This is a genomic window from Aeromicrobium sp. MLTX1 (assembly GCF_046452335.1).
Lineage (GTDB): Bacteria > Actinomycetota > Actinomycetes > Propionibacteriales > Nocardioidaceae > Aeromicrobium.
Window position 1 is genome coordinate 52,569 of sequence record NZ_JBKFDN010000003.1, and the last position, 18,834, is coordinate 71,402.

The 18,834-nt window shown below is 72.3% G+C and carries 20 protein-coding genes; 8 read left to right on the top strand and 12 right to left on the bottom strand.

Translation table 11 applies throughout. The features are described 5' to 3' along the window. Positions 1–65 precede the first annotated feature (65 nt). On the top strand, positions 66–1,796 hold the full coding sequence (locus tag ACK99Q_RS15695) for a helicase (protein ID WP_410187059.1): 1,731 nt from the start codon (positions 66–68) through the stop codon (positions 1,794–1,796). A 48-nt stretch (positions 1,797–1,844) separates the two neighbouring features. Then, entirely contained in the window at positions 1,845–4,364 is a 2,520-nt protein-coding gene (gene hrpB / locus ACK99Q_RS15700) for an ATP-dependent helicase HrpB (protein ID WP_410187060.1), read from the top strand. Between the two features lie 25 nt (positions 4,365–4,389). On the opposite strand, the gene ACK99Q_RS15705 is transcribed toward hrpB, so the two are convergent. Continuing rightward, the gene (locus ACK99Q_RS15705; RefSeq protein ID WP_410187061.1) at positions 4,390–5,328 is read right to left on the bottom strand and encodes a thermonuclease family protein; all 939 of its coding nucleotides are present in this window, start codon (positions 5,326–5,328) and stop codon (positions 4,390–4,392) included. Between the two features lie 107 nt (positions 5,329–5,435). Between ACK99Q_RS15705 and ACK99Q_RS15710 the strand changes: the two genes are divergently transcribed. Then, positions 5,436–5,810: a hypothetical protein gene (locus tag ACK99Q_RS15710; RefSeq protein WP_410187062.1), complete on the top strand. Its 375-nt coding sequence runs from the start codon at positions 5,436–5,438 to the stop codon at positions 5,808–5,810. A gap of 30 nt (positions 5,811–5,840) precedes the next feature. On the opposite strand, the gene ACK99Q_RS15715 is transcribed toward ACK99Q_RS15710, so the two are convergent. After that, positions 5,841–6,221: a hypothetical protein gene (locus ACK99Q_RS15715; RefSeq protein WP_410187063.1), complete on the bottom strand. Its 381-nt coding sequence runs from the start codon at positions 6,219–6,221 to the stop codon at positions 5,841–5,843. A gap of 11 nt (positions 6,222–6,232) precedes the next feature. Continuing rightward, positions 6,233–6,415, bottom strand: coding sequence for a hypothetical protein (locus ACK99Q_RS15720; RefSeq protein ID WP_410187064.1), 183 nt, complete (start codon positions 6,413–6,415; stop codon positions 6,233–6,235). 105 nt (positions 6,416–6,520) lie between these two features. Here ACK99Q_RS15720 and ACK99Q_RS15725 point away from each other — a divergent pair, with 105 nt between their 5' ends. Both ACK99Q_RS15725 and ACK99Q_RS15730 read left to right on the top strand, forming a co-directional pair. After that, positions 6,521–6,916: a hypothetical protein gene (locus ACK99Q_RS15725; RefSeq protein ID WP_410187065.1), complete on the top strand. Its 396-nt coding sequence runs from the start codon at positions 6,521–6,523 to the stop codon at positions 6,914–6,916. Beyond that, a complete protein-coding gene (locus ACK99Q_RS15730; protein ID WP_410187066.1) occupies positions 6,913–7,161 on the top strand; it encodes a hypothetical protein in 249 nt (82 codons plus the stop codon). The genes ACK99Q_RS15725 and ACK99Q_RS15730 overlap by 4 nt, the downstream gene beginning before the upstream one ends. 9 nt (positions 7,162–7,170) lie before the next feature. Here the strand turns inward: ACK99Q_RS15730 and ACK99Q_RS15735 are convergent, their stop codons facing one another. The 6 genes from ACK99Q_RS15735 to ACK99Q_RS15760 form a co-directional block, all read right to left on the bottom strand. Continuing rightward, positions 7,171–7,650, bottom strand: a complete 480-nt coding sequence (locus ACK99Q_RS15735) for a pyridoxamine 5'-phosphate oxidase family protein (RefSeq protein WP_410187067.1) — start codon at positions 7,648–7,650, stop codon at positions 7,171–7,173. Between the two features lie 47 nt (positions 7,651–7,697). Then, positions 7,698–7,988: a DUF1540 domain-containing protein gene (locus ACK99Q_RS15740; protein ID WP_410187068.1), complete on the bottom strand. Its 291-nt coding sequence runs from the start codon at positions 7,986–7,988 to the stop codon at positions 7,698–7,700. Between the two features lie 92 nt (positions 7,989–8,080). Next, entirely contained in the window at positions 8,081–9,583 is a 1,503-nt protein-coding gene (gatB, locus tag ACK99Q_RS15745; RefSeq protein ID WP_410187069.1) for an Asp-tRNA(Asn)/Glu-tRNA(Gln) amidotransferase subunit GatB, read from the bottom strand. After that, positions 9,580–11,082: an Asp-tRNA(Asn)/Glu-tRNA(Gln) amidotransferase subunit GatA gene (gene gatA, locus ACK99Q_RS15750; RefSeq protein WP_410187070.1), complete on the bottom strand. Its 1,503-nt coding sequence runs from the start codon at positions 11,080–11,082 to the stop codon at positions 9,580–9,582. Before gatA ends, gatB begins: the two co-directional genes overlap by 4 nt. Next, positions 11,079–11,381 carry an Asp-tRNA(Asn)/Glu-tRNA(Gln) amidotransferase subunit GatC gene (gene gatC / locus ACK99Q_RS15755; RefSeq protein WP_179425378.1) on the bottom strand — a complete coding sequence of 101 codons (303 nt, stop codon included), beginning with the start codon at positions 11,379–11,381 and terminating at the stop codon, positions 11,079–11,081. Before gatC ends, gatA begins: the two co-directional genes overlap by 4 nt. Before the next feature lie 38 nt (positions 11,382–11,419). After that, complete coding sequence (locus ACK99Q_RS15760) at positions 11,420–11,980, bottom strand: hypothetical protein (RefSeq protein ID WP_269306267.1); 561 nt, start codon at positions 11,978–11,980, stop codon at positions 11,420–11,422. 82 nt (positions 11,981–12,062) lie between these two features. Between ACK99Q_RS15760 and ACK99Q_RS15765 the strand changes: the two genes are divergently transcribed. Further along, positions 12,063–12,767 (top strand): cutinase family protein, encoded by a 705-nt coding sequence (locus tag ACK99Q_RS15765; protein WP_410187071.1) that lies wholly within the window; start codon positions 12,063–12,065, stop codon positions 12,765–12,767. Between the two features lies 1 nt (position 12,768). Here the strand turns inward: ACK99Q_RS15765 and ligA are convergent, their stop codons facing one another. Further along, positions 12,769–15,048, bottom strand: coding sequence for an NAD-dependent DNA ligase LigA (ligA, locus tag ACK99Q_RS15770; RefSeq protein ID WP_410187072.1), 2,280 nt, complete (start codon positions 15,046–15,048; stop codon positions 12,769–12,771). A 109-nt stretch (positions 15,049–15,157) separates the two neighbouring features. Here ligA and ACK99Q_RS15775 point away from each other — a divergent pair, with 109 nt between their 5' ends. Further along, positions 15,158–16,144: a DNA topoisomerase IB gene (locus ACK99Q_RS15775; RefSeq protein WP_410187073.1), complete on the top strand. Its 987-nt coding sequence runs from the start codon at positions 15,158–15,160 to the stop codon at positions 16,142–16,144. Between the two features lie 89 nt (positions 16,145–16,233). Here ACK99Q_RS15775 and ACK99Q_RS15780 read toward each other — a convergent pair whose 3' ends face one another. Further along, on the bottom strand, positions 16,234–17,166 hold the full coding sequence (locus tag ACK99Q_RS15780; RefSeq protein ID WP_410187074.1) for a methionine synthase: 933 nt from the start codon (positions 17,164–17,166) through the stop codon (positions 16,234–16,236). A gap of 41 nt (positions 17,167–17,207) precedes the next feature. Here ACK99Q_RS15780 and ACK99Q_RS15785 point away from each other — a divergent pair, with 41 nt between their 5' ends. After that, complete coding sequence (locus tag ACK99Q_RS15785) at positions 17,208–17,735, top strand: N-acetyltransferase family protein (RefSeq protein ID WP_410187075.1); 528 nt, start codon at positions 17,208–17,210, stop codon at positions 17,733–17,735. Here ACK99Q_RS15785 and ACK99Q_RS15790 read toward each other — a convergent pair. Then, positions 17,723–18,787: an NAD(P)-binding domain-containing protein gene (locus ACK99Q_RS15790; protein WP_410187076.1), complete on the bottom strand. Its 1,065-nt coding sequence runs from the start codon at positions 18,785–18,787 to the stop codon at positions 17,723–17,725. The two genes, ACK99Q_RS15785 and ACK99Q_RS15790, sit on opposite strands and share 13 nt — an antisense overlap. Positions 18,788–18,834: the final 47 nt, after the last annotated feature.

The window sequence follows — 18,834 nt, forward strand, 5'->3', positions numbered from 1 at the left end:
CTCTCGCTCACGTGACGTGGGCGAGCCAACGGCTTTGGACACGCAGCGCCGGGTAGCGTCCGAGGGTGGCCAGTCCTCGCCGATCTCGTGCTCGTCGACGCAGCACGTCCTCGCGCCGCGCCGGGGCGCGACAGCCGACGAGACCGCTGCCGTTCGCCGGCCCGGGTGAGCGCATCTGGGTGCTCGACGTCCCGTACGGGACTCAGGTCGAAGGAGCCATTTGGCACCCCGCGGTCAAGACCCACCTCCACGTCGGGCGTCACCTGCCCGCGCACCTCGAGCCGTACGCTCCCGGCCCCTACACGCTCGGTCGGTTCATCGAGAACTCGCTCAACGCCGAGCCGACGCCGAACCCCGAGGCGACGGACGCCCTCGAGCCTCGCAGGATCCAGTTCGAGGCGGCCGACGCGATCGCGGCGCGCGCCGAGGCCGGCGGCCGACAGTTCCTGCTGGCCGACGAGCCCGGCGTGGGCAAGACCATCTCGGCCGTCCTCGGCGCGACCGCCGTGGGCGACTTGCGCGGCGCGCGGCGGGTGCTCGTCGTCGCCGACCGGCCCGCTGCGATCACGATCGGCCACTGGTGCCGCACGATCGCCGCGCTCGGCGACGGCGGCCTGGAGTGGGTCGTGATCACGTGGGACCGCCTCGAGAAGGTCAAGGACCACGCGTGGGACGTGATCATCGCGGACGAGGCGCACGCCCTGCGACGGACGACGACGAAGCGGTGGAAGCTCTGGGCGCGGATCTCCGGACATGCGCGCCCGCACGACAAGGCGCCGTTCGTCATCGCGACCACGGCGACGCCCGGGCACACGCCGCTCGAGCTCCCCTACCTCGCTCCGGCCTACGCCCAGATCCTCGGCGAGCCGATGAGCGAGTGGACCTCGGCGACGCAGCCCGCCGGCGTCTTCGCCACAGCACTCGAACGCCACGGCGTGGAGCTGGAGCACGGCCGCTACGGCGCCACCTGGACCACGGATCCGGCACGACGGGCCGCCGACCTCAAGCTGGTGCGCGGCTGGCTGGACGAGGAGCAGCCGCCCGCGATGCTGCACCGCGCCGCGCCGTGGGGACCGGTGCCGATCTCCGGCATGCCGGTCGCACTCACCCCCGCGGAGCGAACCGCCTACGAGGCCGAGTGGGGCGAGTTCTGCCGCGAGATGGACCTCGCCCGCCGCGGACGCAACGTGGCGAAGGGCCGGGCTGCCCTCCTGCGCTTCCGCCAGAAGGCCGGGCTCATCCGCGTCGACTCCACGGTCGCCTGGATCGCCCAGCAGATCGAGTCCGACCGGCAGGTGGCGTGCTCGGTGGAGTTCGTCACCACCGCGGCCGACCCCATCACCGACCGGCTCCGTGACTCCGGCATCGAGGTGGCCACCATCTACGGCCGCGACCGGTTCGACCCCGAGGCGGAGCGGCTCCGCTTCCAGACCGGGGAGGCCAAGGTCTGCGTCTTCACCGCCGTCTCCTCGATCAGCCTGCACGCCGGGGAGACCCTCGCCGACGGACGCGAGGCGAGCACCGAGCCTCGGGTCGGCATCTTCCACCAAGCCCGCTTCTCGGGGATCGCCGCACGACAGGTGACCGGCCGGACCCACCGCGACCACCGTGTCTCGCCGTGGCACATCGCCTACGCCGAGGCCACGGTCGAGGAGCAGGTCGGCAAGGTGATGGTGGAGCGGATCGCCGCGGCGTCCGACACGGTCGGGAGCGACACCACCGGGCTCGCCGACCTGGCGCAGCTCCTCGGGGCCGACTGGCTGCCGCCCACGAGCCTCACCGAGGACGGCGCCTGAGCGCGGCGGCCTCGTCCCTCCTCGACTGAGGTCGGGCAGACTGCAGGGGTGTCCGACCCGCTGCGCAGGCTGCTCGCCGCACCGCCCGACCTCCCGGTCACGGCGGGCCTGCCGGCTCTCGACGAGGCGCTTCGCAGCCGCGGCCTCGCGGTGGTCCACGCGCCGCCCGGCACGGGCAAGACCACCTTGGTCCCGCCCGCCGTCGCCGAGGCCGTTGCCGGGCGGGTCGTCGTCACGCAGCCCAGCCGCATCGCGGCGCGTGCTGCCGCCCGGCGGCTGGCGCACCTGCTGGGCGAGCCGGTCGGCGAGACGGTCGGGTACTCGGTGCGCGGAGAGCGACGCACCGGCCGAAGCACGCGGGTCGAGGTCGTTACGACCGGCCTGCTGCTGCGGCGGATCCAGCACGATCCCGAGCTGGCTGGCGTCGCCGCCGTCATCCTCGACGAGGTGCACGAGCGCCACCTCGACGCCGACCTGACCCTCGCGCTGCTCCTCGACCTTCGCGCCAACCTGCGCGAGGACCTGTCCCTCGTCGCGATGTCCGCCACCATCGAGGCCGAGCGCACGGCCGCGCTGATCGGCGCCGGCGAGCCCGCCGCGGTGATCAGCGTCCCCGGCGCCCTGCATCCGGTCGAGACAGTCTGGTGCCCCGTGCCGCCGGGAACGCGCCGCACCGACGACCGCGGCATCACCCCGGCCTTCCACGACCACGTCGCGGCAACCGTGCGTCGCGCGCTCGCCGAGCACGAGGGCGACGTCCTGGTCTTCGTGCCGGGAGTCGCGGAGATCGATGCGGTCATCCGTCGACTCGGCCGGGTGGATGCGGACGTGCACCCCCTGCACGGTCGGCTGTCCGGCGCCGAGCAGGACCGCGCGCTCAGCGAGGGCCCGCGTCGCCGCGTGATCGTCTCGACGGCGGTCGCCGAGTCGTCGCTGACCGTGCCCGGGGTGCGTGTCGTCGTGGACGCCGGCTTCTCACGGGAGCCCCGGACCGACCACCGTCGCGGTCTTGCCTCCCTCGTGACCGTCACCGTGAGCCGTGCCGCGGCCGATCAGCGGGCAGGACGAGCCGGCCGTCTGGGTCCGGGCGCCGTGCTGAGGTGCTGGTCCGAGGCGGAGAACGCCCACCTGGCCGCACACCCGGAGCCCGAGATCGCCACCGCCGACCTCACGGCCTTCACGCTCGAGGTGGCGTGCTGGGGCAGCCACGACGTGCGCGAGCTGGCGCTCCTTGACCAGCCTCCTCCGCACGCGCTCGAGGCGGCGCAACGGGTGCTCGTGGAGCTCGGTGCCATCACGGAGGAAGGCCGGGCGACCTCGCGAGGCCGGGCCATGGCCGACGTTCCCACCGACCCCAGACTGGCGCGAGCCCTCATCGACGGCGCTCCGCTGGTGGGTGCGAGGCGCGCGGCCGAGGTGGTCGCGATGCTCAGCGAGGACGTCCGTGCTCCCGGTGGCGACCTCGTCGCGGCACTGCGGTCCCTGCGCTCCGGGCATCGGTCCGGTTCGTGGCGCAGCCAGGTCACCCGGCTCGAGGCCGTCGCGAGGGAGCAGGGTGGCCAGAGTGCTGCCCCGACGCTGACCGACGACGTCGCGGTCGGGCTCGTCGTCGCCCTCGCGCACCCGGACCGCATCGCGCGGAAGCGGTCCGGCGGCTCGAGCTACCTGATGACGTCCGGGACCGGCGCGGCCCTCGATCCGCGCGACCCCGGGCCGCTCGCCGGCCTCGAGTGGCTCGCCGTCGGCGACGCGGAGCGACGGTCCGGGCAGCGTGAGGCGCGCATCCGGTCGGCGGCTCCGCTCACCGAGGATCTGGCGCTGGAGGCGGCGGGCTCCCTGTGGACCGAGGTCGACGAGGTCGGCTGGACTGACGGCCGGGTCCTGGCTCGCCGCCGGACGCTGCTCGGCGCGATCGAGCTCAGCTCTGTCCCGATCAGTGATCCCCCGGTGGATGCCGTCGCCGAGGCGATCCGTGAGGCCGTGGAGAGCGAGGGCATCGGCCTCCTCACGTGGTCAGAGGCGGCCACCGCGCTGCGGGCCCGCCTCGACTTCCTGCACCGCGCGATGGGCGACCCGTGGCCCGACGTGAGCGACGCGGCCCTGACGGAGAACCTCCAGTCGTGGCTGGGCCCGCAGCTGGCACGAGTTCGCTCGGCCCAGGACCTTTGCCGCATCGACGTCGTCTCCGCGTTGCGCGCACTCCTGCCGTGGCCCGAGGCGGCGCGGCTCGACGAGCTGGCGCCGGAGCGCGTGGAGGTCCCGAGCGGCTCGACCGTGCGCATCGATTACTCCCAGGAGCAACCGGTGCTCGCCGTCCGACTCCAGGAGGTCTTCGGCTGGAACGCAGCCCCGGCGCTCGCGGACGGCCGCGTGCCGCTCCTGCTGCACCTGCTCTCCCCCGCGCGACGCCCGGCCGCCGTCACGGCCGACCTCGACTCGTTCTGGGACAACGGCTACCCGGGCGTCCGCGCCGACCTCCGCGGCCGCTACCCCAAGCATTCCTGGCCCGACGACCCCCGCAGCGCCCCGGCGACCCGGCGCACGAACGCTCGCCGCAGTCGCGAGTGAGGGCCCTCCTTGACCCGTCACCCGCCTAGTCGCAGCCAGTCCCGTCACCATCCCTGTCGAGCCGGTACGGGTCGCTGCCCGTCACTCTCACGGGATGACCGATCTCGCCGCAGTCGAGGTCGGCGACGATCGGCAGGCAGGGCGAGTACCCGGCCATGCAGTCCTTGTCTGGCGCCTTCGTCTTGCGAGGCTGCGGTACCAGCGGCACGGGCTTCACAGCCTTCCGACACGCAGGCACCGAGGCGGAGGCGAAGGCACGGTCGAGTCGCCGGCCGAGCTCCGGGTTCTCGTGGCGGAACTCCTCGAGGTACCGGTCGTCGGCAAGCCCCCGCTTCGCGAGCATGACATTGAGCGACCTGCCCTTGGCGTCCCGGACCTCGGCGACCACACGGCCGTGGGTGTCATTCGCATACGCGTTCACCGAGAATCCGTTGGCGAGGAGCTTCCGCGTGAAGGCGGCGGCCTCGGGTCCGCACTGCTCGTTCCGCTCGGGCGCGTTGACGAGGCCCAGGCGGTACTCGTTGCCGTCGGATGCAACCCAGGAGTCGCCGTCCTTCTGGTCCGTGATCAACAGCATCACGACGGGCTCATCCGTGGGCTCCGGGGTCGGGGTCGGCTCTGTCGCCGGGGACGGCTCGCTGGAAGGGGTCTGGTCGACTGGTTGAGCCGGTTCCGTGGCCACGGCCGGCTGACTCGTCGCGGTGTCGGTGGTGACCGTCGTGGCCGCGGCACCGACCGCCACGATCCCCAGGACCGCCACGCATCCGGCGACCAGCCAGACCTCCCACCGGCGAAGCCACGACTTGTTGACGCGGTGAGCATCGGCCGTGAACCCAGCGGACTGTTGGGCGTTCGTCGCGTACGGATAGTTTCGCGCGGTGTAGTCGGTCCACGCGGATCCGTCCCAGTAGCGCAGCTCGCCCTGAGCATCGGAATACCAGCCGGCGCGGGGTCCCTCTGTCATCGGACGAGCGTCCCACGATCGCTCAGGTGAATGTGGTGAAACGAGGTCATCACTCGAGGCATCGGGCGGTTCTACTGACGATGGCGTGGCGCCCGTACGCTTGCGGGATGTCCAGGAAGAGGAGCCGAGACCGCCAGCTGCCGTTCCTCGTCATGGCGCGGACCGAGCCCGGTCACTATCCGCACCCGATCGAGGTCGCCGTCCACCCCGCCGGGGCGAGCTCGCGCATGTCCTTCTCGATCGGGCCGCACGCCGCGAACGCGGGAGGACAAGTCGCGCTGGCCCGGGTCCTCGACGAGAACCAAGCCGGCCTGAACCCGATGTTCGCGACGGAGTTCGACGCGGCCGAGCTGCACTGGCTCGTGCCCTTCCTCGTGCGATTGCAGTCCGGTGAGGACGTGAAGGACGAATTGATCGCGGGCTACGCGGCCCGGCACGGCCGCTCCCCCGAGGTGCTGTGGCAAGAGCACTACGGCGAGTGAGCCCGCTGCACAGCGCGGACTGACCTGCGCTCAGAGACTCCCGATGACGCCGAGCACGGTGTGGTCGGTCGGGCAGGTCCAGACCGACTCGCCATCCATCGCGCACGGCTCCAAGGGGTGGTTGACCGGGTGACGCGGGCAGGGCGGCCAGTTCGTCGGCGCGGATCCCCACAGAATGGACTCGATCACCCACTCCTGGACCTGGTCGGCGGCCCATGCGACACGCTCCGGTTCGGGTGTGGACCTCAGGACCGAGATGCCGTGACCGGTGCCGTCGGGAGCGAACAGCATGGCGGACGGCTGGTCCGGATCGTCGCTCCAGTCGCTCTCCTCGATCCGCGGTGGAATGAGCTCGGCTCGCGTCAGATCGCGCAGAACCGGCGCCATCGCCTCACGCAGGATCTCGTCCATCGCCTGAGTCCTCAGCGATCGAGAGCCGACGTGAGCCGGGACCTGAGCCAAGTCGCACCGATCCACCGCACGAAGACGCCAGCTGCGCCCGCGACCATGAAGACCCTGGACGCCGCCTCGCCCGGAATGAGAATCGCCACGGCGAAGAGCGCGACGACCAGCACCAACGAGACGTCGAGCCAGCGGCGATCCATACGCGAACAGTACGGCTTGGCGCGGCGACGCGACCGTGAAGTCCTGCATCGACTCGGACGTCGAACCGCCGCGGCGAGGCACGAGCCGAAGGTACGATCACGCTCGTGCGCCGGGCCACGTATTCGACTGCCGAGCAGACAGCCCTGAGCTTCGTCCTCGTCTTCTTCGGCTCCTCGCTCGTCATGCCGCTGAGCGAGGACGGTGCCTCGTGGAGCTGGATCTCCGCGGCGCTGTCCGCGGTCAGCTCGGTCGTCGGCCTCGGGCTCGTCGCGTTGGGGATCTGGATGGGTGTCCGTCTGTGGCACGCTCCACGGGGGGCCTCGACCACCGGTGGCCTCGTCGCGATCGGCATGTTCGCGCTGTTGTGCATCCTGCTGCCCCTCGGCTCGATCTCCAGCGGGGTCTGGCTCTGGGACGCCGCTATGCTCGCGGCGCTGGGCCTCTACTTCGTTGCCATCCTGGTGCTGGAGATCTGGGCCGGGTCGAGGAGGCGACAGTGATCTCGGCGTTCGTGGAGCATCTCGTCGACCGAGTGCTCGAGAAGCTCACGCGACACCCCGACGCCAAGGCGGCCCGGGCGGCCTACCAGCGAGCCCTCCGTCAGCCGCCGGAGCTCCGAGAAGCAGCGTTCCGTCAGGCGCTCGCGGACGAAGGCGTCACCTTGGACCTCGACATCGAGGAGCACCTGCTCGGAGCGCTGAGCGACGGCGCCTCCGCGCGGCGCGCCTGCGCCGTGTTCGAGTAGGCGGCGACTTCAGAGCTGGATGGTGTCGTTCTCGCCGAGGTCGGGCTCGGAGTCGGTGACGAGGCCCTTCACGAACTGGACGGCGGCGGCGACCTTGCCGGGCGACTCCCAGTACTCGGCCGTGGTGGCGTCGATGCGCAGGGCGATGTTGTCGGGGTCCTCGGGGCCGCCGGACATGAAGGCGCCGGCGGACGCGTCCCAGAGGTCCTCGACCTTGCCGCGGTTCTGCTCGACGTGCGCGGTGCCGCTGAGCGAGACCCAGCCGGCGTCGCTGGCGTAGGCCACGTTCACGCGCGGGTCGGCCTCGAGCGCCTGCACCTTCTCGCTGCTGCGCTCGGTGAGGAACCACGTCGTGCCGGGGTGGTCGAAGTCCTGCACGCCCATCGGCGTGGACACGAGCAGGCCCTCCTGCGAGACGTACGTCAGGACCGCGATCCTGGTGTCGCGCATGATCGTGGTGACGGTCTCGAGCTGGTCGGATGAGGTCATGCCTCGACCCTCGCACCCCCGCCGGGAGACCGCCTCCCGAGGAGCGCTCAGGCCACCTGGTAGGTCAGGCAGTCGGCGACGTCAGCGCCCGGACCGACCCGGATCGAGTCCGCGTGGCACTCGAGGTGGTCGTTGTGGGTGCAGTCGGTGCGGTGACACGCGCCGACCATCGCCGTCGCGGTGGGCAGGCCACCGGAGACGCTGATGTCGATGAACGTGCCGCAGCCGGCCTCGGTCCCCGTGATGTTGATGGCTCCTGCGTGGCACTCGTGGTCCGCGTTGTACGAGCAGCCCTCGACCGCGCAGTCGTGGACGGGTGGCAGTTCCTTGACGGTCATGGTCGCCTCCGGCGGTGGTGGTCCTGCCTTCGACGGTACGACGACGCCCCCGCACTGAGGGAAGACTCAGAACGGGGGCGTTTCGCCAAGCGTCAGGAGAGCTTCTCGAGGATCAGCTCGCGGACGCGGCCGGCGTCGGCCTGGCCGCGCATCTCCTTCATGACGAAGCCGATCAGTGCGCCCGCGGCGGCCTGCTTGCCGTCGCGGATCTTCTGCGCGGCATCGGGGTCGTTCGCGATCGCGCGGTCGACGGCCTCGCCGAGCGCGCCGTCGTCGGAGACGACCTCGAGGCCCCGGGAGGCGACGACCGCCTCGGGCTCGCCCTCGCCGGCCAGCACCCCCTCGAAGACCTGGCGGGCCAGCTTGTCGTTGATCCGGCCGGCATCGATCAGGCCCTGGATCTGGGCGACCTGCGCGGGCGTGATCGCGAGCGCGGTGACGTCGGTGCCCTGCTCGTTGGCCGTGCGGGCCAGCTCGCCGAGCCACCACTTCTTGGCGGCCTGCGGCGAGGCGCCGGCGGCCACGGTCTGGACGACCAGGTCGAGCGCACCCGCGCCCACCGTGTCGCGCATGTCGAGGTCGCTGAAGCCCCACTCGGCCTGGAGCCGCTTGCGACGCTCGGCCGGAGGCTCGGGCAGCGTGCCGCGCAGCTCCTCCACCCACGCGCGGTCCGGCGCGACGGGCGCCAGGTCGGGCTCCGGGAAGTAGCGGTAGTCGTCGGCGTCGGACTTCTCGCGACCGGCCGAGGTGGAGCCGTCGGCCTCGTGGAAGTGGCGCGTCTCCTGCACGACCGAGCCGCCCGCGTCGAGGATGCCGGCGTGACGGCCGATCTCGTAGCGGACCGCGCGCTCGACCGACCGGAACGAGTTGACGTTCTTGGTCTCCGAGCGGGTGCCCAGGGCGTCGCTGCCGAGCGGCTTGAGCGACAGGTTCACGTCGGCGCGCAGCGAGCCCTGGTCCATCCGGGCGTCGGAGACGTCGAGCGCCACCATGAGGTCGCGCAGGTAGTTCACGTACGCACGCGCGACCGCCGGAGCCTTGTCACCGGGGACCTCGATCGTCTTGGTGACGACCTCGATCAGCGGGATGCCGGCTCGGTTGTAGTCGAGCAGCGAGTACTCGGCGCCGTGGATGCGACCCGTGCTGCCGCCCACGTGGAGCGACTTGCCGGTGTCCTCCTCCATGTGCGCGCGCTCGATCTCGATCCGGTACGTCTCGCCGTCCACGTCGAGGTCGACGTAGCCGTCGAACGCGATCGGCTCGTCGTACTGCGACGTCTGGAAGTTCTTCGGCATGTCCGGGTAGAAGTAGTTCTTCCGCGCGAACCGGCACCACTCGGCGATCTCGCAGTTCAGCGCGAGGCCGATGCGGATGGCCGACTCGACCGCCTTCGCATTGACCACCGGCAGGGCGCCCGGCAGGCCCAGGCACACGGGGCAGATCTGTGTGTTCGGCTCGGCGCCGAACGCGGTGGAGCAGCCGCAGAACATCTTCGACGCCGTGTTCAGCTCGACGTGGACCTCGAGGCCCATCACCGGCTGGTAGCGGCTGAGCGCCTCGTCGAACGGGACCAGCTTCGTGGCGGTGGTGCTCATCGGGCGACCTCCAGCTCGGGGGCGAGTGCGGCGAAGGCGCTGCCGTCGCGCTCGGCGACGAGGCGCTCCACGGCGGCACCGGCGTTGTACAGGCGGTCGTCGGCCATCGCGGGCGCCAGGAACTGCAGGCCCACGGGCAGGCCCTCGGACAGGCCGATCGGCAGCGAGATGCCGGGCACGCCCGCGAGGTTCGCCGGGATCGTGGCGATGTCCTGCGCGTACATGGCCAGCGGGTCGTCGAGCTTCTCCCCCAGGCGCCACGCGACCGCGGGTGACGTGGGTGAGGCGAGGACGTCGACCTGCTCGAACGCGGCCTCGAAGTCGCGCGCGATGAGCGTGCGGACCTTCTGGGCCGAGCCGTAGTAGGCGTCGTAGTAGCCGCTCGAGAGGGCGTAGGTGCCCAGGATGATGCGGCGCTTGACCTCGTCGCCGAAGCCGGCGTCGCGCGAGGCGGCCATGACGCGCTCGGCGCTCGGCACGTCGCCGTCGGGCGTCACGCGCAGGCCGTATCGCATCGCGTCGAACTTGGCGAGGTTGCTGCTGACCTCGCTCGGCATCACGAGGTAGTACGCGGCCAGGCCGTGCGCGAAGCTCGGGCAGGAGACCTCGACGATCTCGGCGCCGGCCTTCGCGAGGAGCTCGATCGACTCCTCGAAGCGCTGGCGCACGCCGGGCTGGAAGCCCTCGCCGCCGAGCTCGCGGATGACGCCGACCCGCAGGCCCGCGACGTCGGCGCGGCGGGCGGCCTCGACCACCGGCGGCACCGGCACGTCGAGGCTCGTGGAGTCGCGCGGGTCGTGGCCGGCGATCGCGTCGTGCAGGAGCGCCGCGTCGAGGACGGTGCGGGTGACCGGACCGGCCTGGTCGAGGCTGCTGGCCATGGCCACGAGGCCGTAGCGCGAGACGCCACCGTAGGTGGGCTTCACGCCGACGGTGCCCGTGACGGCGCCGGGCTGGCGGATCGAGCCGCCGGTGTCGGTGCCCACGGCCAGGGGCGCCTCGAACGCGGCCACCGCGGCCGCGGAGCCGCCGCCGGAGCCGCCGGGGATCCGGTCGGTGTCCCACGGGTTGCGGGTGGGGCCGTAGGCCGAGTGCTCGGTGGACGAGCCCATCGCGAACTCGTCCATGTTGGTCTTGCCCAGGATCGGCAGGCCCGCGGCCTTGAGGCGCGAGACGACGGTGGCGTCGTACGGCGGGATCCAGCCCTCGAGCATCTTCGAGCCGCACGTGGTGGGCAGGCCCGTGGTGGTCAGGACGTCCTTGACCGCGATCGGCACGCCGGCCAGGTGGTGCAGGGTCTCCCCCGCGTCGCGGCGCCGGTCGACGTCGGCGGCCGCGGCGAGCGCGCCCTCGGCGTCGACGTGCAGGTACGCGTGGATCTCGCCGTCGACCGCGGCGATCCGGTCGAGGTGCTGCTGCGTGACCTCGACGGACGTGACGGAGCCCTCGGCGAGCGCCACCGCGAGGTCAGCGGCGGTGGAACGGGTCAGGTCGCTCATTCTTCTCCCAGGATCTGCGGGACGAGGAAGCGCTGTTCCTCACTGGCGGGCGCACCGGCGAGCGCCTCGTCGGGCGTCAGGCTCGGCGTCACCTCGTCGGGACGGAAGACGTTCGTCACCGGCACGGGGTGACTCATGGCCGGGACGTCGTCGCCGGCGGCCTGCTGGACGACCTGGACGTAGTCGAGGATCGCGGGCAGCTCGGCCCCCAGGCGATCGAGCTCGGACTCGGACAGTTCGATCCGCGCGAGGCTCGCCAGATGGGCGACGTCGTCGCGGGAGATCTCGGGTGACGACATGCCTTCCATCCTAGTGAGCGACATCGGACCGCCAGCACTCAGGACGCCCGGTGGTAGGTCAGCTCCCAGCGGCCCTCGACCCACTCGACCTCGAACCGGACGCCGGACGTGTGCGCCGGCTCCTCACCCCTGAGCTCACCGCTCCGCGGGTCGAACCGTCGTGAGGGCGGGGAGTGGATCTCGGCCTCCACGACGAACCTGTTCTCGCTCGGATTCTCGAGCGACATGATCCGCACCGTGGGCCGCTCCTCGTAGAGGTGGATCTCTTGGGCGTAGAACGCACCGACGTCGCCCGCCAGGACGCACAGGTGGCACGACTCCGCGTCGCCGAGGTCCGCGAGTGAGGAGGGATCCTGCGCGGCGAAGGCGTACGTCGGCACCGCCACGAGATAGTCGACGTAGGCGCGCAGGCCCTCCTCGGACTTCACATCTCGAGGACGCTCGGGCCTGAGTAGCTGGTTCCACCCCTCACTCTCCGCCGGCGTCTTCGTCGGGGCGGTGAGCTCGGGAGTCGGCGTGGGGTCATCGTCACCTCCCCAGCACCCTGCCAGCGGCAGCACGAGGACCAACGAGGCGGCCAAGGCGCGCAGACGATGCATCAGCACCCCTCCCCGAGATGCGGTCACGACTGGCTTCACCGTACGCGCCCGTCAGCGGCGGCGATGGGCGAGGATGACGTTCATGCTCCCTCGGACCGCGGCGCTCGCCATGGGATGCGCGCTGCTCACGGGATGCCAGAGCAGTCCGACCGATGAGCGCGAGCAGGCGTCGAGCTGTCCCGCCATCGAGATCGTCGGCATCCGCGGGCAGGGTCAGTCGCTCGACGCGCATCGCGGCCTCGGTGCCGAGGTGGACGGGATCGCGAAGGCCCTGGCCGACGATCTCGCATCGGCCGGCACCGTGCGGACGACGGCGATCCGGCACGAGAGCGGCATCGGGAGCTGGGACGAGTACGTGGAGGACGTCGCCGGGGGGCGCGAGCTGCTGGGCGAGCGGCTGCGGTCGATCGCCTCCGAGTGCCCGGACACGCGAGTCGCCGTGATCGGCTTCAGCCAGGGCTCGCAGATCGCTCGCGAGGAGCTGGCGTCGCAGCCCGAGCTGGCCCGCGGCGTGGAAGCGCTGGTGCTGGTGGGCAGCCCGTTGAGGGACCCCTCGTCGCCCTTCCGCCACGTGGAGCTACCGGGCGGCGTGCCGACGGCCGGTGGCCGGCTCGGCCCCGGCCCTGACCTCGGTGACCTGAGCGCGCGCACCGTGGAGGCCTGCGTCACCGGGGACAGCGTGTGCGCGAACGACGGCTCGTCCGACCTCGCCGTCCACCGCAAGGCCTACGAGAAGAAGGCCGTGGCGCGGGCGATCGCGGACGCCGCCGCCGACCTGATGGGCTGACTCACGCCAGCGCGTCGGGCCCACCCTCGAGCAGCTTGACGAACCCCGCCTCGTCGAGGATCGGGACGCCGAGTTCCTCGGCCTTGTCGGCCTTCGACCCCGCGTTCTCGCCGACCACGACGTAGTCGGTTTTCTTGCTCACCGATCCCGCGGCCTTGCCGCCCGCGGCGATGATCGCCTCCTTGACCGAGTCGCGCGTGAAGCCCTCGAGCCCGCCCGTGACGACGACCGTGAGCCCGTCCAGCACTCCCCCGGCCGTGGACGCCGCGCCGGGCCCCGGGTGGTCGGGGATCGCGAAGCGCACGCCCGCGGCCTGCCACTCATCGACGATGTCGCGGTGCCAGTCGACCTCGAACCAGTCGGTGACCGAGTCGGCGATGATCCCGCCCACGCCCTCGACTGCGGCGAGCTCCTCGCGGGTGGCCGCGCGGACCGCCTCGATCGAGCCGAACCACTGCGCCAGCGCCCGCGCCGCAACGGGGCCCACGTGGCGGATGTTGAGGGAGACGAGCTGGCGCCAGAAGTCCTTGGTCTTGGCCTTCTCGAGCTCGTCGAGGAGCACCTGGGCCTGCTTGGACGGATCGCCCGTCTTGACCCGGAACGGCGTGCGCACCACGGGCTCGCCGGTCTTCTCGTCGAGCTTCGGCTCGCCGGTCTCGGCGTCGCGGACCTCGACCTCGATCGGGACGAGCTGCTCGATCGTGAGGGAGAACAGTCCGGCCTCGGAGTCGAGCGGCGAGCCCTTGCCCTGGGTGAGCGCGGCGGCCGTGACCTCGCCGAGCGCCTCGATGTCGAGGGCTCCGCGCGAGCCGACGTGCTCGACGCGTCCGCGCACCTGCGCCGGGCAGGTGCGGGCGTTGGGGCAGCGGAGGTCCTTGTCGCCCTCCTTCATCGCCCGCAGCGGCGTGCCGCACTCGGGGCAGCCCTCGGGCATGACGAACGCGCGCTCGCTGCCGTCGCGACGCTCGACGACGGGGCCGAGCACCTCGGGGATCACGTCGCCGGCCTTGCGCAGGACGACGGTGTCGCCGATCAGCACGCCCTTGGCCTTCACAACGTCCTGGTTGTGCAGGGTGGCCTGGCGGACGACGCTGCCGGCCACGCGGACGGGCTCCATCTGCGCGTAGGGCGTGGCCCGACCCGTGCGGCCGACCGACACGACGATGTCGAGCAGCCGGGTCTGGACCTCCTCGGGCGGGTACTTGTAGGCGATCGCCCAGCGCGGCGCACGGCTCGTCTCGCCGAGCTCGGGGTGCAGGGCGAGCTCGTCGACCTTGACGACGAGGCCGTCGATCTCGTGCTGGAGCGAGTGCCGCTGGCCGCCCAGCTCCTCCATGCGCGCGACCACGGCGTCGACGTCGTCGAGGACGCGCGTGTTCGGGCTGGTGGGCAGGCCCCAGCCCTGGAGCAGGTCGTAGACCTCGCTCTGGGCGGCGACGGGCGGGCGCTCCCACGCTCCGATGCCGTGGACGTAGAGGTTGAGCACGGCGATGCGCTCGACGCCGGCCTCGAGCTCGAGGCCCGACTTCTTGTCGAGCTGCTGGCGCAGGCCACCGCTGGCGGCGTTGCGTGGGTTGGCGAAGGCCGGGAAGCGGCGGGCCGCGCTCCCGGTGGCGCGCTCCTCGGTGACGCCGCGCTTCGTGGACTCGGCGACGGCGCGGTCGCGGAGCTCGGCCTGGAACGCGTTGAGCCGCTCGAACTCGGCGATGCCGATGAACACCTCGCCGCGGACCTCGACGAGCGGCGGATGGCCCTCGCCGTCGAGCCGCTCGGGGATGCCACGGACCTTCAGCGCGTTGACCGTGACGTCCTCGCCGACGCGCCCGTCACCGCGGGTGGCGGCCGAGACCAGCACGCCGTCCTCGTAGCGCAGGTTGATCGCGAGGCCGTCGATCTTGGCCTCGGTGAGCCAGCGGACCTGGCGGCCCGCCGCGCGCTCGGTCTTGGCACACCACTCGCGCAGGTCCTCGGGCGAGAAGACGTTGTCGAGGCTGAGCATCCGCTCGGCGTGCTGGATCGGCGGCAGCGCCGAAGCGCCCGTGGCAGCGCCGACGTTGAGCGTGGGCGAGTCCTGGCCCTGCAGCTCGGGGTGGAGCCGCTCGAGCTCCTCGAGGCGGTGCATCCAGCCGTCGTACGTGGCGTCGTCGACGAGCGACGTGTCCTGACCGTAGTAGGCGTCGCGCGCGCGCTCGATCTGCTCGGTGAGCTCGGCCGCCTCGGCGCGCGCGCCCGCCGCGCCGGGATCGTCGTCGGGGACCGCCGTCGCACGTGTTTCCGCCATGTCGCCGAGCCTAGTGCGAGCGTCGGACACTGCCACGGCAGTGCGCGCGTGCGGCCGAGTTGCCGCGCGCGGCGAGCGACCTAAGGTGCGGAACATGAGACTTCGCCGCGTGACGACGCGCACCCAGGGGTGGACGCGTCGGCGCGCCGGTCGCGGGTGGACCTACCTCGACGAGCTCGGCGGCACGATCACCGGCGAGGAGCGCGAGCGCATCGAGGCCCTCGTGATCCCACCCGCGTGGACCGACGTCTGGATCAGCCCGTGGGAGAACGGCCACCTCCAGGCCACCGGCGTGGACGAGGCCGGGCGGACGCAGTACCTCTACCACCCCGAGTGGGTGCGCCAGCGGAACCTCGAGAAGTTCGACCGGGTCAGCCAGATCGCCCAGGAGCTGCCGAAGCTGCGCGCGCTCGTGACCGACCACATCGTCGCGGCGGACAGCTCGCGCGAGCACGCCGCCGCCGTCGCGGTGCGCATGCTCGACTCGGGCTCGTTCCGCGTGGGCAACGACGTCTACGCCCGCCAGGGCAGCTTCGGGCTCACCACGCTCGAGCGCCGCCATGTGCGGGCGAAGGGCGAGACGCTCGTCTTCAGGTTCGTCGGCAAGTCCGGCGTGGAGCACCAGGTGGTGCTCGAGGACGCGCCCGTGGTGGATGCCGTGAACCGGATGCGCCGCCGGCGCGGGGGCGGCCCGCGGCTGCTGGAGTACCGGGCCAACCGGGGGCGCTACGCGCTGGACTCCTCCGACGTCAACGAGTACCTGCGCGAGCAGACCGGCCTCGACATCAGCGCGAAGGACCTGCGCACGTGGGCCGCGACGGTGCTCGCGGCCGAGGTGCTGGCGCTGTCCGACGAGCCCGGGGACACGAAGGCCTCGCGGGCTCGCGCGGTGCGCTCGGCGATGACCGAGGTCGCGCTGGCGCTCGGCAACACGCCCTCGGTGGTGCGCAGCTCGTACGTCGACCCGCGCCTGGTGAGCCTCTACGAGTCCGGCACCGTCATCCCGCGACAGTCCTTCGAGGAGGAGCTCGACGAGCTCGAGCGTCGTAACGCGATCGAGCGGGAGACCCTCCGGCTGCTCCGCAAGGCCGACTGAGGCTCGCGCCCCCGAGATTTGCTCCACTTTCGACCTTTCAGAGCGGTTGAAAGGTGGGAAGTGGAGCAAATCTCGGGGGGGGGGGGCAGTCAGGTCAGGGAGCGGGCGGCGGTGGCGGCGAGCTCGAGGGCGCGGCGGGCGTCGGCGGGCGCGCGGCCGGCGAGGCCGCAGGCGGGGGTCACCGCGCCGCGGGACGCGAACGACTCCACCGCGAACCCGAGCCGCCCCATGAAGTCCTCGACCCGGGCCGCGTCGGCGCCGCCGAACCACAGGTCGGTGCCGGACTCGAAGGCCTGCGCCCACTCGTCGGACGGCCGGGCCAGGGACACGTCGAACGCGATCGCCTCGAAGCCCGCGCCGGCCAGCAGCGCGACCGGCACGTCGGGCGCGCACGAGTGGACGACGGGCCGCGCGCCCCCGTCCACGATGGCCTGCACCACGGGCCGCAGCAGCGCATCCGCGAGCGGAGCGTCGACCGACCGGTGCCGCCCGAAGCCGCTCGCGGTCGGGACCTTGCCGCCCAGCACGGCCGTGATCGCGGGCTCGTCGACCTGCACGGTCAGCTCGCCGGTGAAGCGCCGACGCAGCTCGCGCACGTGCTCACGGACGCCCTCGCCCAGCGCCTCGGCCAGCTCGCGCCGGGCGCCGTGATCGGAGAGCACCTTGTCGCCGCGCGGCCGCTCGACCGTGGCGGCGAGGGTCAGCGGGCCAGTGACCTGCTGCTTGACCGCGACCTCGAGTCCGGCGAGCAGCTCTTCGAGGAGGTCGAGGTCGGCCCGCAGCGCCGAGCGGGCGCGTCGCTGGTCCATCCCCTGCCCCGGCGCGAGTCGCCAGCCGGCCGGCTGCAGGTCGATCGGCAGCGGCACCAGGCCGAGCGTGCGCCCGAGCATCGCGGACGGCGCGCCGCGGTCGGGCAGCTCGGGTACGAACACGATCCCGTCGTCGCCGAACGTGTCGATCACGTGCCGCGCGACGGGAGCGAGCTCCTCGCCGGGCATGGATCCGATCCCCGTGGCGCGCATGCCGACGATTCTCCCGCACGGGCGCCTGTGAGAATCATCCGGTGACCGTTCGACCCGCCACGGAAGCCGACCTGCCCGCCCTGGCCGACCTGGCCGCGCGCACGTTCCCGCTCGCCTGCCCGCCGGACATGCCCGAGGCGAGCATGACCGCGTTCGTCGCCGAGCACCTGTCGCTCGAGCGGTTCGCGCAGTACCTCGCGGACGACGTCGCTGAGGTCCTGGTGGCCGAGGACGACGGCGTCCTGACCGGCTACACCCTGACGTTCGCGCGCGAGCCCTACGACGAGCACCTCGCCTCGCTCGTGCGGCTGCGGCCCACCGTGGAGCTCAGCAAGTGCTACGCCGACCCGGCCGCGCACGGCACCGGGGTCGCCGCGCGGCTGATGGAGGCCGTCGTCGAGTCGGCGCGCGCCGCGGGGGCGGCCAGCGTGTGGCTGGGCGTGAACGGCCGCAACGCCCGGGCCCAGCGCTTCTACGCCAAGCAGGGCTTCGAGCTCGTCGGCGAGCGTCGCTTCGTCGTCGGCGCGCACACCGAGGACGATCTCGTCCTCGAGCGTCAGCTGGCCTGAGCGGAGGCCTGCTCCAGCGCGCGCTCCACCGCGCGGGCGGCCACGCGGCCCGCCCGGTTGGCGCCGATCGTGGAGGCCGAGGGGCCGTAGCCGACGAGCTGCACGCGCGGGTCGACGACAGCCGTCGTCGAGGTCGCCGTGGTGTCGCCCAGCTGGATGCCACCGAGTGGCGAGCGCAGCTTGAGCGGCCGCAGGTGCTCGACGTCGGGTCGGAAGCCGGTGGCCCAGAGGATGACGTCGACGGGCTCGAACGTGCCGTCGGCCCAGCGCACGCCGTCGGGCTCGATCCGCTCGAACATCGGGAGGCGCTCGTAGGCGCCGAGGCGCGCGGCCTCCTGCTCCTGGGGCCGCAGCATGAGTCCGGTGACGCTCACGACGCTGCGCGGCGGCAGCCCGCGACGCACGCGCTCCTCCACCATCGCGACGGCCTCGCGACCCGCCTGCTGGTCGAACTCGTCGGTGCGCCAGACCGGCTCGCGCCGCGTGACCCACAGGGTGTCGGTGAGAGGGCGCAGCAGGCCGAGGAACTGCACGGCCGAGGCGCCTCCGCCGACCACCAGCACACGCTTTCCGCGGAAGTCCTCGGGGTCGCCGAATCCGGCCGTGTGCAGCTGCCGGCCCCGGAACGACTCCTGTCCCGGGTAGTGCGGCACGAACGGGCGACGCCACGTGCCGGTGGCGTTCACGAGGGTGCGGGTGTGCCACGTGCGGCCGTCCTCGGCCTCCACGCGGAGCACGCCGTCCTCGTCGTGCACGGACCTCACGACCACAGGGCGCACGACGGGCAGGTCTTGGTGGGTCTCGTAGTCGCTGAAGTAGCCGGGCACGAAGTCGTTGGCGCGCTCGGGACCCGTGGCCGGCGGCACGGGGTCGTCCGGCAGGTCGGCTACGCCGTGGACGTCGGCCATCGTCAGGGCGTTCCACCGGTGCTGCCACGCCCCGCCCGCGCGTGGATTCGCGTCGAGGACGAGGTGGCGCACGCCGAGTCGGCTCAGGTGGAACGAGGTCGACAGGCCGGCCTGCCCGGCTCCGATGACGATGCTGTCCCACACGCCAGGGTCAACGACTCCGGGGCCTTCGCGATTCCCGCGGCAACCCG